A 16,744-nucleotide genomic window follows, 5' to 3' on the forward strand; every position below is an offset into this window, starting at 1 on the left:
ACTTCCGTTATGAAGATATATAGTTCGTTTTTTTAGAACCTAAAATCCATTTTTATAAGCATGTATCTTGGTTGCAATTTATATTCAGTTTTTGAAACGCTAATGTCATTTATAGCGTAATTTCTAAATGTTTCGGTGTTAAACAAATTTTGACCTGAAAGTGAAAAAGTGAGATTATTTTCTTTTACAATATATTTTATATCTAAATCCATAAAATAATACTTGTTGTATTGTCTCTCTAAATTTCCAAAATAATAACGTTCGGTTTGGATTTGAAAATTGAATTTTTCGCTCATCATAAACGACAAATCAAGAAAAGACATATTGTCTTTAAACGAATTGGTAACGGTTGTTTTCACCTTGTTATAATTCCATTTTGAACCAATGTGATAATTGAAAAATCCGCTAAAACCAGAACGTAATTCAAATCCATAGTTTAGTGAACTGTTTCTTATTTCTCGTAAATCTGAGTTATTCACGATGTTTTTATAATTTGATTTCGAACCTCCAAAAGTTAATTTCAAATTTGAAGATATGGATTTAAAGTATCTATCCATATTTGATGATACCGTTAAAAAACCTCTACCCTTTATTAAAATTTTTTCTGATTCCGAATAGTTTTGAGCGACTAAAGTATTGGTACTGAAAAAATTATGATTTCTTGAATACAATAAAAATGTGTTGGCAAAAAACTTGTCACCCCAACTTCCATATGTATAATTAAGCAAAACGGAAGATGCATCTAATTGATTAAAATTACTCGTTCCTTTAGAAAAAGAACGAAAACCTGTGTGAATAGAATTATCATAAACATCTAAAATGGTAGCATTAGTTTTATTTAAGGAATACGAAGTTAGTATTTTATTTTTGTTGTTTATTTCCCATTCAAAACCAAGTTTTGGATTGATAAAAAATGGTTTTTCTGTTTTTAAGGTTTCAAAATTTTCCGCTTTATTAAAAAGTTGGTGAAGATCGGATTGTGTTAACACGCTTATTTTATTGAACTTAAAGCGATATTTTGTAATTAAATATAAATCATTTGTGAAGTAAGAAAGTTGATTTTGATAATCTAACGGTTCGTTAATAATTATTTCATTAGATTTGAGTTGAAAATGTGAAATTAAATCATCTTTACGAAATTGATTCCCGAATTGAATTTCCAATAACTCTCCATTATTTTTTCGGTCTAACAAATGGGCTTCAAAACCTGCAAACTGCATTTTGTTTTCACTGGTTTGAGCAATGTTATTTGTATTTTGGTTAAACAAATCCTGATAAATAAACTGATTTACTGCATACGATTGAGGAGTTTTCTCGTTGATGTATCTACCTGAAATCAACACTACTTTATTTTTTTTTAATTTTGAAGTCAGAACTAATTTTTGATCAAAAAGTTGGTTGTTACTTTGTAGTTTTTCATTTATATTATTCCCATTAAAATTCAAGTCACTTCTGTTTTTTTCGTCGGTTCTATTGAATTTTCCCGTGTATTCTAATGTTTTGGTTTTAGAAATATCATGGGTTAAATCAATTTTTCCGAAGCCTGTAATTTTAACTTTTCTTCCAACTATATCTTCGGTATTTTTAAAATTGACATTTCCAACTGTAAATGATTGAAAACTGTTTTTAAAGAAATCATTTACATCAGAATTGAAAAACCCTAACATTTTCAACTTTGTTTTTGGAGAAATTGTATAAATACTATTTAATGACAGCAGTTCGGCATTGTTGAAATTTATTTTTTTTTGTCTTAAATTTGCCGTTTCGGATTGTAAACCAAGAATTGTATTTGCAGTTTGGTTATCGCCTATACTGGCTGGTTCGTTAAAACGAAACGGTCTAATTAGATAGTTAATGTCTCCCGTTGCATCAAAGCCAATATTATTAAGATTTGCAAGAATATAATGTTTATTCTTTTTGCCAAAGTTCATCAAATTACCTCGAACTTCATAACGATTTTCAGTTATCAAACCATAACCAAGTTGCATATTGCCAAACCATATCCTTTTTGCGTCATCCTTGAGTTTTAAATTAAGAGCAATTTTTTCGCTATTTTCTATCCCCTTTAAATGTTTGTTATTTGAATAATGTTGGTACAATTCGACTTTTTCAATAGGGCTTGCAGGCATGTTTTTGGTAAGTAGCTTATATCCTTTTTCAAAAAAATCATCCCCATCAATCATTACTTTTTCGACTTCTTCATTGCCTACTTTTATCGTACCATCACTTGTAACATTAAGTCCTGGAATCTTTTTTAGTAAATCTTCAACAACTTGTTCGTTGCCTTGCAAGAATGATTTTGCAAGAAATGTTACGGTGTCTTTTTTTACGGTTATAGGTCTTTCAGATACAATAATGACCTGTTTAAGTTCTATTGGTTTGTAAATTAATGCTATATTTTTTTCTATTTTTTCTGCAACTTCAATTTGTTCAGTAGGTATGGAAATAGGTTGGTAATTTAATGCCGACACCACTAAAACAAATTTTCCTTTTTTATTTGTTGTTATTTCATAATACCCTTTTTCATTAGAAGTGGTATAGGCTATTATTTGACTATTATTATCAGTCTTTAAGACAATGTTTGCTTGTGAAATAATTTCTCCATGCCCTTTTACAATTCCAAAAATATGCGTTTGTCCAAAAGAAATAGTGCTGATAAATAATAATAATATATGAACTTTGATTCGTAATGGATTGACTTTATTCAAATTCACTTTCAATTGGGCTATTTTTAATATCACTTGGCTTAAGGTTTAAATTTGCGCCTCTAGGGAGTTTTGCCTTAATCGATTTAACATATTCCTCTTTATAATTTTTCCTATATAACTTAAATTCTTCATAATTAAATTTAGTTTCATTATTATTATAAACGGCTTTTATTTCCACGTCTGTTTTAACATTAAAAATAATTTCTGACGCAACAACATAAAACTCCATATTTGAATCATACGCTTCTAAGATTAACCCCGGTAAACCAAATAATTTCCATGGACCAGAAGAAATAGGAATGTCACTTGCAAACCAAGCTGTATAAATCCTACCCCTAAAATTACCACTTGCTTTTTGACATTCGTACTTTCCTATTTTCTTTTTTCCCTCTGAAATGTCCCACGATATTTCCTTCCAATGATCAACAACTAAAATTGCATTCATAAATTTAGAGCCAACTTCTCTAAAAACAATACTATCTTTTGAAAAATTCCTGTAGACATAACAGCCTATTTCATCGGATTCTGTAACTTTTATTGAGATACTATTTCCATCTTGCGTAATTCTATTTTCAGGTTTTGGAAAATCATCTCTTTCACTAATAAAAATGGAATGTTCATTGTTCGCTGTTAATTGTGAATATATTTCATCCGACATTTTTCCATTATTTGGAACATGATATTTGTAAACTACTTTAATAGAATTATTTGATTCTTGGGCATGACTATTATAACTATAAAAAAATAAAATGATTACTATAATTATCTGATCAATTTTGAATTTATTATCCATAGTTTTTTGCGGAATTAATTAAAAAAGATTGTCTCCTTCTGGAGACAATCTACGTATTGAATTATTGAAAGAAAATCATAAGGAAATTCATAATATCTCCCATTGTCATACCTGTGCAATCATATTGTGTACTCCAATTATCGTTCTTGTCTGTATAAGATAATGTAAATCCACAAACTGTATTATTCTCATCGTATTTTAAATTAGAAATTTCTAAATTATGAGATTTCAATGATAAATTAACTTGTTCAACACTATTAATAGTTGTTAATTCGTTTGATTTTGGTAAACTTTTTTCTGATGCAAACCCACTAACAGAAAACACAACTGTAGCAACTAAACCAAATAATAAATTTTTCATCTTATTTTGTATTCCAATTACAGACTATCTGTCATTAAAGACGAAAACTTTAGGAACATATTTTTAGGTTAGTTTGTTCCGCCCCGTTAACATAGTTATTTATCCAAACATCCTTGCAAGGTTACATTCCGATCATTTTTGATTAATCTTCATGTAATGTTTGTTAAAAAAAGTGTTAACTAATAGTCAAACCTAAAAAACAAAAGACAAACCAAAGGTAGTTTTACTACCTTTCTTGTTAAATTTTTATGAAAAAACTTCTTTAAAACAATCAAAGAAGTTTTTCTACTCCAATAATTATAAATTTTAGATAATACCAATTTTCCGAGACTCTCTGATAATGTCTTCGTCATTCCCAGAATCAATATTTAACAATTCTTTTATAATAGATTTTCTTTTATGAACTGCACTTAGCGTTAAAGGTATATAATTGGGAATATTTTTAGTAGTTATCCCTTGTGAAATCAGAAGAATAATTTCTCTATTCAAACTGTCAAAATGTATGTCGCTAATTCTGTTCTGGTTTATGGTTTTGTTTACTCTATCACTTTTATAAACCTTCCCTTCTACGACTTCCTTAAAAAGGATATAAATTGAATTATAATCAAGATCTGATTTTTCGACTAAACCTTCTGGATTTACTTTTCTTATAATGCTGCTTAATGTAAGCTTATTTAAATATCCTGAGATAAAAATAATTTTAATTTCGGGGTACTTCGTTCGTAATAACCTTGCTAAATCTTCTCCGTTTTTTAAATTATTTTCTAAACACTCTGGCATACTCCAATCTAACACTGCCAAATCAATAACTTCCAGATTTTGCTTAAGAACGAAATTATATGCACACTTCAAAGAATTGACTGAAGTGATTTCTGAATTTATTTCTAAATCTTTTAAAACCATTTTATAGCAATCTGTAATCATAATATGATCATCAACTAATAAAATTTTTAGACACATATAATTTTAGCTTCTTGAAATTTTAAAACCTTTGTTGTGTTTTAATTTGCGTGTAAGATATTCACAATCAGATCTATTTTCTACTTACATAAATCCTCAGTCCTAAATAAAAGCCATCAATTCTTTTAGAAATTGACAAATCATTTTAGCTAACAGCAATGATAACGTAATAAGTGTACTCATTTGAAAAAAAGTTTGATTTTTTGTAAAACTAATCCGAAAATTTTAATAAAACAATCACCTAAAACAGTGATATTTTCAACTTTATATTAAAATGAAATTTGAAGAATTTGGTACCGTTATTTGCTATAAAAATTACATTTTTTTAAAATACAGCTCCTTTTAATTTAGTTAAAAAAATAAGTTAAAAAGTAGTACTTCATCACTCTTTTACTTAATTTTATGACTTGAAAAATAGCCTGTATTTTCTGCTATTTTTACATTAATAAAAGAACAACCAGTACATGAGAACACTTGTTATAGGCGACATCCACGGTGGTTTGCGAGCGCTACACCAAATTATGGAAAGAGCCAAAATTACTAAAAACGATACTCTGATTTTTTTGGGAGATTACGTTGACGGCTGGAGCCAATCCCCTCAGGTACTCGATTTTATCATTGATTTAAAAACGAAACAAAATTGCATTTGCATTCGCGGGAATCACGATGATTTATTACTGGAATGGCTTGACGAAAGCAAAGACAATCTGTTGTGGTACAAACATGGCGGGGAAGCGACGGTTTTGGCCTACGAATCCGTTAGCACCGAAACGAAACAAAAACATATTGAATTCCTAAAATCGTTGGATAATTTTTATCTGGATGAGCAACGTCGTTTGTTTGTTCATGCTGGTTTTACTAATATGAACGGTGTTGATTTCGAATATTTTCCTGGACTTTTCTATTGGGATAGAACCCTTTGGGAAACCGCATTGGCATTGGATACAACAATGAAATCCAATCACCCGTTTTACCCAAAACGGTTTACTTTATACAATGAAATCTATATTGGTCACACGCCCGTAACCCGAATTAGTGAAACAACTCCCGTACAAAAAGCTAATGTTTGGAACGTAGATACCGGAGCAGCGTTCAAAGGACCATTGACCATTATGGATGTTGACACCAAAGAATTCTGGCAAAGCGAACCTTTGGACCAATTGTATTTTGACGAGAAAGGAAGAAATTAGATTTTATTGAACTACTTTTGCACCCACTTTAAAAATTAAGAGTATGAAAAAGATTACCACATTAGTATTGCTGTTGACTGTTGGACTGCTACATGCACAAGCTTTCAAAGGAAATGGAGACGTTAAATTTGATGTTGGAGCGAACTTTCAAAACGGAGGATCTGGAATTCGTGTTTCTTCGGATTTCGGTCTTGGAGAAAATATGTCATTCGGATTTGTCACTTCTTATTTGCTATCTGTTTCTAATGATGATTTAGGAAACAAACCTGATTTTGGAGACAGAGTAGATATTAAAGGACGATTCAATGCAAACTTGGGAAATGTTTTTGAATTAGATCCAAAAATGGATCTTTACCCGGGATTGGATTTAGGCTTAAGAAATTTTGGTGCGCATTTAGGTTTCCGTTATTTCTTTACCGAAGGTTTTGGTGTTTTCACCGAAGCTGGAATTCCAATTGCCAGTTACAAAACAAATCCAATAGGTTTTGATAAATTGAACAACCAATTCACGTTTAATATTGGTGCTTCTTTTAATTTGTAAAATACTTTTCACAACAATTCTCGAAGCAATTTGAAATAAAAAAAGGCAATTTGAAATATTCAAATTGCCTTTTTTAGTTTATTATAATTTATTACTACAAATCAAATTTGATTCCTTGTGCCAATGGCAATTGGGTTCCGTAATTGATCGTATTGGTTTGTCTTCTCATGTAGGCTTTCCAAGCATCTGAACCAGATTCACGTCCGCCACCAGTTTCTTTTTCACCACCAAAAGCTCCACCAATTTCTGCTCCGGAAGTACCGATATTCACATTTGCAATTCCACAATCAGAACCAGATTGAGAAAGGAACAATTCCATTTCTCTCATGCTGTTTGTAAAAATAGAAGAAGAAAGTCCTTGTGGAACTCCATTTTGCAACGCAATCGCTTCTTCAATCGTGCTGTATTTCATTACATATAAAATAGGCGCAAAAGTTTCTGTTTGAACCATGTCAAAATGATTTTCAGCTTCAATGATACATGGTCTTACATAACAACCACTTTCATATCCTTCGCCTTCAACCAATCCGCCTTCAACGATGATTTTTCCGCCTTCTTTTTTAGCGCTTTCTATTGCATTCAAATAATCCTGCACAGCTCCTTTATCGATAAGCGGTCCAACGTGATTATTCTCATCCAATGGATTTCCTATTTGCAATTGACCGTACGCATTTTTCAATACGCTGATGGTTTTGTCATACACACTTTCGTGAATGATTAAACGTCTGGTTGATGTACAACGTTGTCCTGCTGTTCCTACCGCTCCAAAAACGGCTCCAACCAATACCATACTGATATCAGCATGTTCCGAAACGATAATCGCATTGTTTCCTCCTAATTCAAGTATTGTATTTCCAAAACGTTCTGCAACGGTTTTTGATACGTGACGTCCTATTCTTGTTGATCCTGTAAAAGAAACCAACGAAATTCTTTTGTCATTATTGATTAAATCTCCTGATTCGTTTCCTGTTACTAAACAACTCACACCTTCAGGAACGTTATTTCTTTTTAAAACTGTTTTGATAATATTTTGACAAGCAATTCCGCATAAAGGTACTTTTGAACTTGGTTTCCAAATGGCAACATCACCACAAATCCAGGCAATCATTGCGTTCCAACTCCAAACCGCTACCGGAAAGTTAAACGCTGAAATGATTCCAACCGTTCCTATTGGGTGGTATTGCTCATACATTCTGTGCAAAGGTCTTTCAGAGTGCATTGTTAATCCGTATAACTGACGGGATAGTCCTACCGCAAAATCACAGATGTCAATCATTTCCTGTACTTCGCCATATCCTTCTTGAAGACTTTTTCCCATTTCATACGAAACTAGTTTTCCTAGAGGCTCTTTGAATTTTCTTAATTCATCTCCCATTTGACGAACGATATCACCTCTTTTAGGAGCTGGAACCATACGCCACTCTAAGAACGCTTCTGAAGCTTTTTGCATCGCTTTTTCATAATCCTCTTTAGAAGACGTTTTTACTTTTCCAATTAAAGTCCCATCTGCTGGTGAATAACTTTCGATGATTTTTCCGTTGGCAAAATTAGCTGCTCCAGTTGATGTTCCTTCATTTATCTCCTCAATCCCTAATTGCTTAAGGGCGTCTTTGATTCCGAATTGATCTGCTATTGTTATCATTGTAACTTTTTTATTAAAAATTGTTATATTTTTTTACAAATATATTGATTTAAGGTTAAATAGTAAACGTTACTACTTATATTTTCATTTTTTAGCCCTGATAGAAGCGGCATCCTTTATAGGTTTCGTTTTTTACGAGACCTATAAAGATACAGCGTATAGCAGGATGAGCTCCTGAAAATTATTTTTTGGCAACAAATCGAGGGTCCGTTTCCATTATAGTTCCGCATTTTTCGCAAGTTCTCAAGTGTTCTGAATTATAGAAATGTTCGAAATGAGGCAAGAAATCCTTCTCGATATTATGCAGTTCAAAATAGACTTCGTGCAGCTTATGATTACAAGTATCGCAAAACCAAAGCAAGCCATCTGTAAATCCTTGTCCGGCTCTTTTTCGTTCGATGACAAGCCCAATAGAACCTTCGGAACGAACTGGAGAATGTGGGATTTTAGCGGGATTAAGATACATATCGCCGGGATGTAATTCCATTTCTTTGCGCTCGCCGTCTTCTTGAATAATCACTTTTATAGAGCCTTCAAGTTGGTAAAACAATTCTTCGGTTTCGTTGTAATGATAGTCTTTTCGGGCATTTGGACCGGCAACAACCATAACGATATAATCCCCGGATTCTGTGTATAAATTCTTGTTGCCAACAGGGGGTTTGAGCAGATGACGGTTTTCGTCAATCCATTTATTGAGGTTGAAAGGTTTTGCTATTGCCATGATTTTTATTTTAATTGTAAAGTTATGAAATATTAAAACGTTATTTTTTTTCCTTAATCAAATAAATATAGACGGGAAAATGGTCGCTAAATCCTATTTCGGTGGTGGAATGACGTAACGGATAGCCTTTGTATTGTCCGCTGTTTTGTATCAAAAATGACTTGTTGTAAATTCCTGATTTCCAATATCGAAAGCTCGAATAATCCGTTTGCAGTAAGGTTTCAGAAACCATTATTTGGTCAAAAATATCCCATGCATCCCGAAATGCGATGGTTCCAAATCCCTTTTTGGCCATTTCTTCGAATGGATTGTAAATTCCAAACGGAAGCACATCTGCCTTTTTTGCTTTGGCGCCAAGCCCAATTCTGACGCTTTTATTATACGGTCCATCATTCAAATCACCCAACGTAATCACTTTTGCGTTTGGATTGATCCGTTGTAAAGAGTCTATTATTTTTCGGTTTAATGCACCGGCGGCCTCACGAAACGGACTTGATTTTTTCTCGCCACCAGAACGCGACGGCCAATGATTGACGATGATATTGATTTCCTCACCATCGAGAAATCCAGTTACTAAAAGCTGATCTCGTGTATAAACCCGATAATTTTTGGTGCTTATCTGCAATTCATCATCTGTTTTTTCTTCAGAACTGGCTTTGGAATTTTCGTTCGCAGTGCTCCCTTGTTTATAAATGTACAATGGAACATTGCTGTAACTCGTGGGCTGAAATTTATTTTTCTGATACAAGAGCGCCACATCGATTCCTCTTTTGTCTGGAGAATCAAAATGGATAATTCCGTAGTCTTTTTCGATTAGTTTGGGTTGTTTGACCAAATCTTCCAAAACGCCTCGGTTTTCTATTTCGCATCCACCAATAAATGTAGGTGAATCGGTGTTTTCTGCAGAACCTATTTCAGACAAAACGCGGGCTAAATTCCCTAATTTCTTTTCATATTTATCATATGTCCATCGCTGTAAACCTTTTGGTGTCCACTCTTCATCGAAAGTATCAGGATTATTTATGGTATCAAAAAGGTTTTCGAAATTATAAAACGCAACAGTATGAATGACGTATTTTTTTTGTTGAGCATTTGATTTTACTATTGGAAAAAATAAAAAAAGAATAGGAATCCAATGGGTAATTCTCATAAGTGTTATTTATTTCCAGTCGTTGATTGGATTCTATTTTAGAATCTGGCTATTGTAAAAATAGTCATTTGAACCTGAACTTAGAATTATTTTCTAATTGTCTATCTTTGTTTTTATCATTTAAAAACTTTACCACTAGAATTTTTTCAGAAAAGCATTCCAGCATGAACAAAATCCGATTAATTTTTACACCACGCCGTCCTATATTATATCCATTTCTATTGCTTATTTTTGTTTTACAATCTTTCAACTGCCAAGCCCAATACAACATGATTACACCGCCAAGTTTACAAAAAGGAGACACAGTAGCTATTTTGGCAACAGCCAGAAAAAATACAGATGACAACTTGAAACCCGCTATTGCTTTATTGAAAAGTTGGGGTTTAGAAGTAGTCATTGGCAGTACAATTGGTTTAGATAATGACCAATTAGCCGGAACTGACGAACAACGTGCCGCCGATTTTCAGCAGCAATTAGACAATCCAAACATCAAAGCCATTTGGTGTGTAAAAGGCGGATACGGAACTGTACGAATGATTGATTTACTGGATTTTTCTGCCTTCAAAAAAAATCCAAAATGGATTGTTGGTTTCAGTGATGTGACCGTTTTACACAATCATTTGAATACAATGGGTTACAAATCCATTCACGGAATCATGCCGATAACCGTTCCAAGAGCAACTCCTCAAGCCATAGAAACACTTCGAATTTCGTTATTTGGTGAAAAATTGTCTTATGAAATAGATCCTTTCCTGATGAACAGACCCGGAAAAGCTACCGGAGAATTAGTGGGCGGAAATTTATCGATTCTATACAGTTTGTTCGGTTCCCCATCCGCAATTGACTGTTCTGATAAAATCTTGTTTATAGAAGATTTAGACGAATATTTGTATCATATTGACCGCATGATGATGAATTTAAAGCGAAATGGTTGTTTGGAAAGCATCAAGGGAATTGTTGTGGGTTCCATGACAAAAATGAAAGATAATGATATTCCTTGGGGGAAAAATGCCATAGAAATTATTGAAGATGTTACCAAAAAATATAATATTCCCGTCTTGTACAATTTCCCTGCCGGACATATTCAAGACAATAGAGCCTTGATTTTAGGAAATAATGTGACTATCGATGTCAATGAAAAATGTAGTACGCTAGTTTTTGAATAAAGGCAATTTGATATTTGATAACAGAAGTTTAAAAACTTAAAACAAAATTTTTCAATGGCGGAACACAACGAGCTCGGAAAACTTGGAGAAGAAATGGCGGTCGAATTTCTAAAGAAAGACGGTTACACTATTTTAGAAACCAACTGGACATTCCAAAAAGCCGAAATAGACATTCTCGCCCAAAAAGAAAATACACTTGCCGTTATTGAAGTCAAAACACGTTCCTCATTAGAATTTGGCTTGCCACAAGATTTTGTAAAACCAAAAAAAATCCAGCTTCTTGTGAAGGCAGTTGATGCGTTTGTCAACGAAAGAGATTTAGATATTGAAGTCCGTTTTGACATAATAGCTATCCATAAAGAAGGGAAATCTTTTGTAATTGAACACCTTATCGATGCTTTTTATCACTTTTAGTTGTTTTTTCTAGATGTTATATTTGTAACAAATTGTTTTTTATTTATATTTGCGTCCTATTTACACACTGACTACGCGTATAATAACAACCAACTAAAAAAATTACATCATGAAAACTGTTTCTTCCATTGTAGAAAACTACATCAAAACAAAGCCTTTTTTACTAAATGCATTATCATTAGGCATCATTAATCTGACCTCATTATCCCGAAATATAATGACCGAATTAGAAAGTGAATTTGGCAAGGAAGTAAAACAAGGTGCAGTTGTTATGGCTTTAAAAAGACTAACAGAAGAACTGGATTTCAGGTTAAACCATAAGATTAACAAAGTCATCAAAAATATTGGAGAAATCACCGTTCGTTCGGCTTTGACCGATTATACTTTTTCTGCATCTGACACAGTATTGAACAAACAAGCCGATTTAATTACGGATATCAATTCACTTCCAGATATTTTTTACACTTCATCCAGAGGTGTAAACGAGACCAATATTGTAGTGAGCAACAGCATCAATCACTTAGTTGACAAGCATTTTGCCAATGAGAAATTGATTCAAAAACTAGACAATCTAGCTTCGATTACGGTAAAACTACCCAAAGAAAATATTGTCGTTCCTGGAATTTACTACTTCATTTTTCAACGTTTGGCTTGGGAAGGAATTATTATCAATGAAGTAATTTCGACTTCTAATGAATTCACCATTTTAGTGAGCGAAGAACAAGTTGATGTTGCTTTTAAAGTAATTAAGGATTTGAAGAATTAGAAAATTCCGTTATCAACAAAGCTTCCAGCCTTCAAAAGGCTGGAAGCTTTGTTATTTATTCTCCACCCAATAGCTCCATCAATTCCAAAGCTGTTCTGGTATTTTTTACATTGTCAAAAGTCAACAAAAGCCGCAAACCAGCTGGCGTTTGCTTTTCTTTCATTTTGCATAAATTAGGATGTTTTTGTACAAACTGCAGTACTTTATGAAAACGATTCGATTGGTAATAATCGGATTGTTGATCCGAAATGAAATACCCAATCATCTTGCCTTGTTTCATCACTAATTTCTCGATTCCAATGCGAGTCGCAATCCATTTGATTCGAATACTATTCATTAATGCTTTGGCTCGTGGCGGCATTGGACCAAAACGGTCAATTAATTTATTTTGGAAAACAATCAATTCTTCTTCATTTTTGACTGCGCCTAATTCATTGTACAAACTCAATCGCTCCGAAACATTATTGATGTATTCATCAGAAAATAACAGCTCAAAATCAGTATCGATTTGTAAGTCTTTGACGTATTCTTTGGTTTCCAAATTATTTTCCTCAGGATACAAATCTTTGAATTCATTTTCTTTCAATTCGTCAATGGCTTCATTCATGATTTTTTGGTAGGTGTCAAAACCTATTTCGTTGATGAAACCACTTTGTTCGCCACCTAATAAATCTCCGGCACCACGAATCTCTAAATCTTTCATCGCAATATTAAATCCACTTCCCAATTCACTGAACTGTTCCAATGCCTGAATTCTCTTTCTGGCGTCATCGGTCATCGCAGAATATGGCGGACAAATAAAATAGCAAAACGCTTTCTTGTTGCTACGACCTACCCGACCGCGCATTTGATGCAAATCAGACAATCCGAAATTATTCGCATTGTTTATGAAAATCGTATTCGCATTGGGAACGTCTAACCCGCTTTCGATAATTGTGGTTGCCACCAAAACGTCAAATTCTCCGTTCATGAAAGCCAACATCAATTCCTCGAGTTTTTTTCCGTCCATTTGTCCATGACCAATTCCAACTCTGGCATTTGGTACCAAACGCTGAATCATTCCGGCCACTTCCTTGATATTTTCTATTCGGTTATTAATGAAGAAAACCTGTCCGTTACGCTGAATTTCATACGAAATCGCATCCCGAATCAATTCTTCACTAAAACCAACTACATTCGTCTCAATAGGATAACGATTGGGTGGAGGTGTGGTTATTACAGATAAATCGCGTGCTGCCATTAGTGAAAACTGCAAGGTTCTCGGAATTGGCGTTGCCGTTAAAGTTAACGTATCAACATTCGCTGCAATCGTTTTAAGTTTGTCTTTTACATTAACACCAAATTTTTGTTCCTCATCTACAATCAACAATCCAAGGTCTTTGAAAACTACATTTTTATTAACCAATTGGTGTGTTCCTATCACAATATCGAGTTTTCCTTCGGCCAATTGTTTTAGTGTTTCCGCTTTCTGTTTGGCCGTTCTAAAACGGTTTAGATAGCCAACAGAAACCGGCATATCTTTCAATCGTTCTGTAAAAGTTCTGTAATGTTGGTAGGCTAAAATGGTTGTTGGAACCAGAATTGCCACTTGTTTACTATTATCCACAGCTTTGAAAGCCGCACGAATAGCGACTTCAGTTTTACCAAAACCTACATCTCCACAAACCAAGCGATCCATTGGACGATCGCTTTCCATATCAGCTTTGACTTCTGCAGTTGATTTAGTTTGGTCCGGCGTATCTTCATAAATGAACGAGCTTTCTAATTCGTTTTGTAAATAACTGTCGGGCGCAAACTGGAATCCTTTTTCCAGTCTTCTTTTGGCATACAATTGAATCAAGTTGAATGCAATATGTTTTACTCTAGCCTTGGTTTTTTGTTTTAAAATCTTCCAGGCATTCGAACCCAATTTGTAAATTTTGGGTGGCGTTCCGTCTTTTCCGTTGTATTTTGAAATTTTGTGCAGCGAATGAATACTCACATACACAATATCATTATCGGCATAAACGAGCTTGATGGCTTCTTGCGTTTTGCCTTCAACTTGTATTTTTTGCAATCCTCCAAAACGTCCGATTCCGTGATCAATGTGCGTCACATAATCGCCAACTGAAAGTGTTGTGAGTTCTTTTAAAGTGATATTTTGTTTTTTCGAATATCCGTTTTTAATATTGAATTTATGGTAGCGTTCAAAAATCTGATGGTCCGTGTAACAGGTTATTTGGTTTTCTTCGTCAATAAATCCTTGGTACAAAGGCAAAACAACGGTGTGATATTGCTTACGGATATTCTCTGAATTCGCTTCGTCCAACGTTTCAAAAATATCATGAAATCGTTTCGCCTGAGCTTCATTCGAACAAAACAAATAATTTTTGTAGCCGTTAAAATGATTTTCGTTAAGATTATTCAATAACAAATCAAATTGTTTGTTGAAAGACGGTTGTGGCTGAATGTGAAATTCGAATTTTTTGGTGGTTCTAAAAATAGCTTTTGAACTCAATTCAACAATCGAAAAATCCAACGCTCTTTTTATAAATGCTGCTTGATTCAAAAACAATTGTTCTGGCGAAGACCGCTTTATTTCCTGCGACAATTTTGCGAAAGCTTCTTCGGCTTTGCCAAATTGTTTATCCAATTGCAATAAAAAATCTTCGGTATTTTGAATGAAAATTACTGTTTTCTCCGAAATATAATCTAAGAAACTTTCTCGGTTTTCCTGAAAAACTTTGTTTTCCACATTTGGGATTATTGTAATCTTTTTTTGTGTTTCAATAGACAATTGCGTCGCAACATCAAACGTACGGATGCTCTCGACTTCGTCTCCAAAAAACTCAATTCGATACGGATTATCATTCGAAAATGAAAACACATCGACAATTCCTCCACGAACTGAAAACTCTCCTGGTTCCGTAATGAAATCGACTCTTTTGAATTCGTATTCGAACAAAACTTCATTGATAAAGTCGATGGAAATCTTATCCCCAACAGCAACTTTCAACGTGTTTTTGTCCAATTCTTTTCGGGTTACTACTTTCTCGAAAAGCGCTTCGGGATAGGTAACAATAATGGCCGGTTTCTTGCGGGAATTGATTCGGTTTAACACCTCGGCGCGAAGCAAAACATTCGCGTTATCCGTATCTTCTATTTCGTACGGGCGACGAAATGAACCGGGGTAAAATAGCACATCTTGCTCCCCAATCATCTGTTCCAAATCGTTCAAGTAATACGCCGCTTCTTCTTTATTGTTTAAAATAACTAAAAAAGGAAGCTCCGATTGTTTAAATACAGAACGAATTACAAACGAAACTGCAGAACCCAAAAGTCCCGACAGCTGCATTTTTACTTGATTGTTTTCTAATAAACGAGCAACAATTTGCTGGATTTTTGGCGAATTATCGTAGGTATGGTATAAGATTTTTTTACTCAACGCGTGGGATATTTGGATCTATAACTGGTGTATTGGGAATGGCTCTTGAGGTGTCCATCATTCTCCATAATTCAGATTCACCCTCTTCAATAGGAATTTTACTTTTCTCCACAATTTTGTCCATTTGTCTTTGTAGTGATACCAATTCCAAGTTGATTTCTGACACTAACAACGTCACTTTTTTATCTGGAATATTATCTAAATGAATGAATAAATCCAACAATCGTACTTTAGTAATCAACGTCGAAATCCTACTTTTTATTTGAGGTTTGTTGTATTCGTAAGGAATATTATCGTTTAAAGCCATTGCTTTTTTCGAAAGCGCTTTCGATTTTTGCTGAAAAGCTCCAATCGTTTTTTTAGGCTTTTGTGCTAATTCAGCCAAAAACATACGCCATTCGTTCCAAGACGCAATGCTTTTTTCACCCGCTTCGGTTACTGGTTCATCGTATAAAACCCAACCTTTCTGTATGTTTGCAAATATGATTTCTCTTTTTTGTATCTCTTTTTTGTTTTCCGCAATTCGTTTTTGATCGTCATTTTTACAAGAGAACAAAACAAAAACCAGAGAGAAGAAAACGGCTATTTTATATTTCATGTGCGTCAATTTATCATTTTTTAATGGATGAAAGTAATTCAAATACAGTTGTAATTTTTTAAAAAAGAAGCAATTATGACTCTTTAAAAATTCCATTAATTTAGGTGCAAAGTTACAAAGTAAATTTACAATAATGAATTCCAGTATTGGAATAACAATCTAATATTGCCAGACTGATTTTTATGTTTAAAAACATGAAAATTTAAGAAAATAAACATGTTTTTAAAAACTATTTTAAGATTTTTATAATCATTTTCATCAAAGTTATGTTATTTGCGAAAACGTTATCTTTGTTTTTCAAAACAGACAA

General features: G+C 33.5%; 14 protein-coding genes. 5 read left to right on the plus strand and 9 right to left on the minus strand.

The genetic code is table 11. The features are described 5' to 3' along the window. Positions 1-32: 32 nt before the first annotated feature. The 4 genes from BMX64_RS03615 to BMX64_RS03630 all read right to left on the minus strand — a co-directional run bounded on the left by BMX64_RS03615 (position 33) and on the right by BMX64_RS03630 (position 4,822). Entirely contained in the window at positions 33-2,741 is a 2,709-nt protein-coding gene (locus BMX64_RS03615) for a peptidase associated domain and porin domain-containing protein (protein WP_244273213.1), read from the minus strand. Next, positions 2,701-3,501: a GLPGLI family protein gene (locus BMX64_RS03620; protein WP_091166371.1), complete on the minus strand. Its 801-nt coding sequence runs from the start codon at positions 3,499-3,501 to the stop codon at positions 2,701-2,703. The genes BMX64_RS03615 and BMX64_RS03620 overlap by 41 nt, the downstream gene beginning before the upstream one ends. Positions 3,502-3,562: 61 nt before the next feature. Beyond that, positions 3,563-3,862: a hypothetical protein gene (locus BMX64_RS03625; protein WP_091166372.1), complete on the minus strand. Its 300-nt coding sequence runs from the start codon at positions 3,860-3,862 to the stop codon at positions 3,563-3,565. A 306-nt stretch (positions 3,863-4,168) separates the two neighbouring features. Further along, a complete protein-coding gene (locus tag BMX64_RS03630) occupies positions 4,169-4,822 on the minus strand; it encodes a response regulator (RefSeq protein WP_091166373.1) in 654 nt (217 codons plus the stop codon). Positions 4,823-5,286: 464 nt separating this feature from the next. Here BMX64_RS03630 and BMX64_RS03635 point away from each other — a divergent pair, with 464 nt between their 5' ends. Both BMX64_RS03635 and BMX64_RS03640 read left to right on the plus strand, forming a co-directional pair. Continuing rightward, entirely contained in the window at positions 5,287-6,012 is a 726-nt protein-coding gene (locus tag BMX64_RS03635) for a metallophosphoesterase family protein (RefSeq protein WP_091166374.1), read from the plus strand. 43 nt (positions 6,013-6,055) lie between these two features. Next, positions 6,056-6,553 (plus strand): DUF6646 family protein, encoded by a 498-nt coding sequence (locus BMX64_RS03640; protein ID WP_091166375.1) that lies wholly within the window; start codon positions 6,056-6,058, stop codon positions 6,551-6,553. 94 nt (positions 6,554-6,647) lie between these two features. Here the strand turns inward: BMX64_RS03640 and amaB are convergent, their stop codons facing one another. The 3 genes from amaB to BMX64_RS03655 form a co-directional block, all read right to left on the minus strand. Beyond that, complete coding sequence (amaB, locus tag BMX64_RS03645) at positions 6,648-8,195, minus strand: L-piperidine-6-carboxylate dehydrogenase (protein ID WP_091166376.1); 1,548 nt, start codon at positions 8,193-8,195, stop codon at positions 6,648-6,650. A 181-nt stretch (positions 8,196-8,376) separates the two neighbouring features. Next, positions 8,377-8,916 carry a 3-hydroxyanthranilate 3,4-dioxygenase gene (locus BMX64_RS03650; protein ID WP_091166377.1) on the minus strand — a complete coding sequence of 180 codons (540 nt, stop codon included), beginning with the start codon at positions 8,914-8,916 and terminating at the stop codon, positions 8,377-8,379. A gap of 40 nt (positions 8,917-8,956) precedes the next feature. Further along, positions 8,957-10,066, minus strand: coding sequence for an endonuclease/exonuclease/phosphatase family protein (locus tag BMX64_RS03655; RefSeq protein WP_091166378.1), 1,110 nt, complete (start codon positions 10,064-10,066; stop codon positions 8,957-8,959). A 269-nt stretch (positions 10,067-10,335) separates the two neighbouring features. Between BMX64_RS03655 and BMX64_RS03660 the strand changes: the two genes are divergently transcribed. The 3 genes from BMX64_RS03660 to BMX64_RS03670 all read left to right on the plus strand — a co-directional run bounded on the left by BMX64_RS03660 (position 10,336) and on the right by BMX64_RS03670 (position 12,412). Continuing rightward, complete coding sequence (locus BMX64_RS03660) at positions 10,336-11,232, plus strand: S66 peptidase family protein (protein WP_167543021.1); 897 nt, start codon at positions 10,336-10,338, stop codon at positions 11,230-11,232. A gap of 54 nt (positions 11,233-11,286) precedes the next feature. Beyond that, entirely contained in the window at positions 11,287-11,646 is a 360-nt protein-coding gene (locus BMX64_RS03665; protein WP_091166380.1) for a YraN family protein, read from the plus strand. Positions 11,647-11,755: 109 nt separating this feature from the next. After that, positions 11,756-12,412, plus strand: a complete 657-nt coding sequence (locus BMX64_RS03670; RefSeq protein WP_091166381.1) for an aspartate kinase — start codon at positions 11,756-11,758, stop codon at positions 12,410-12,412. Positions 12,413-12,467: 55 nt separating this feature from the next. Here BMX64_RS03670 and mfd read toward each other — a convergent pair whose 3' ends face one another. After that, positions 12,468-15,836 carry a transcription-repair coupling factor gene (gene mfd, locus BMX64_RS03675; protein ID WP_091166382.1) on the minus strand — a complete coding sequence of 1,123 codons (3,369 nt, stop codon included), beginning with the start codon at positions 15,834-15,836 and terminating at the stop codon, positions 12,468-12,470. Further along, complete coding sequence (locus tag BMX64_RS03680; RefSeq protein ID WP_091166553.1) at positions 15,829-16,434, minus strand: hypothetical protein; 606 nt, start codon at positions 16,432-16,434, stop codon at positions 15,829-15,831. Before BMX64_RS03680 ends, mfd begins: the two co-directional genes overlap by 8 nt. Between the last annotated feature and the right edge of the window lie 310 nt (positions 16,435-16,744).

It is taken from the genome of Flavobacterium sinopsychrotolerans (assembly GCF_900110375.1).
Taxonomy (GTDB): Bacteria; Bacteroidota; Bacteroidia; order Flavobacteriales; family Flavobacteriaceae; genus Flavobacterium; species Flavobacterium sinopsychrotolerans.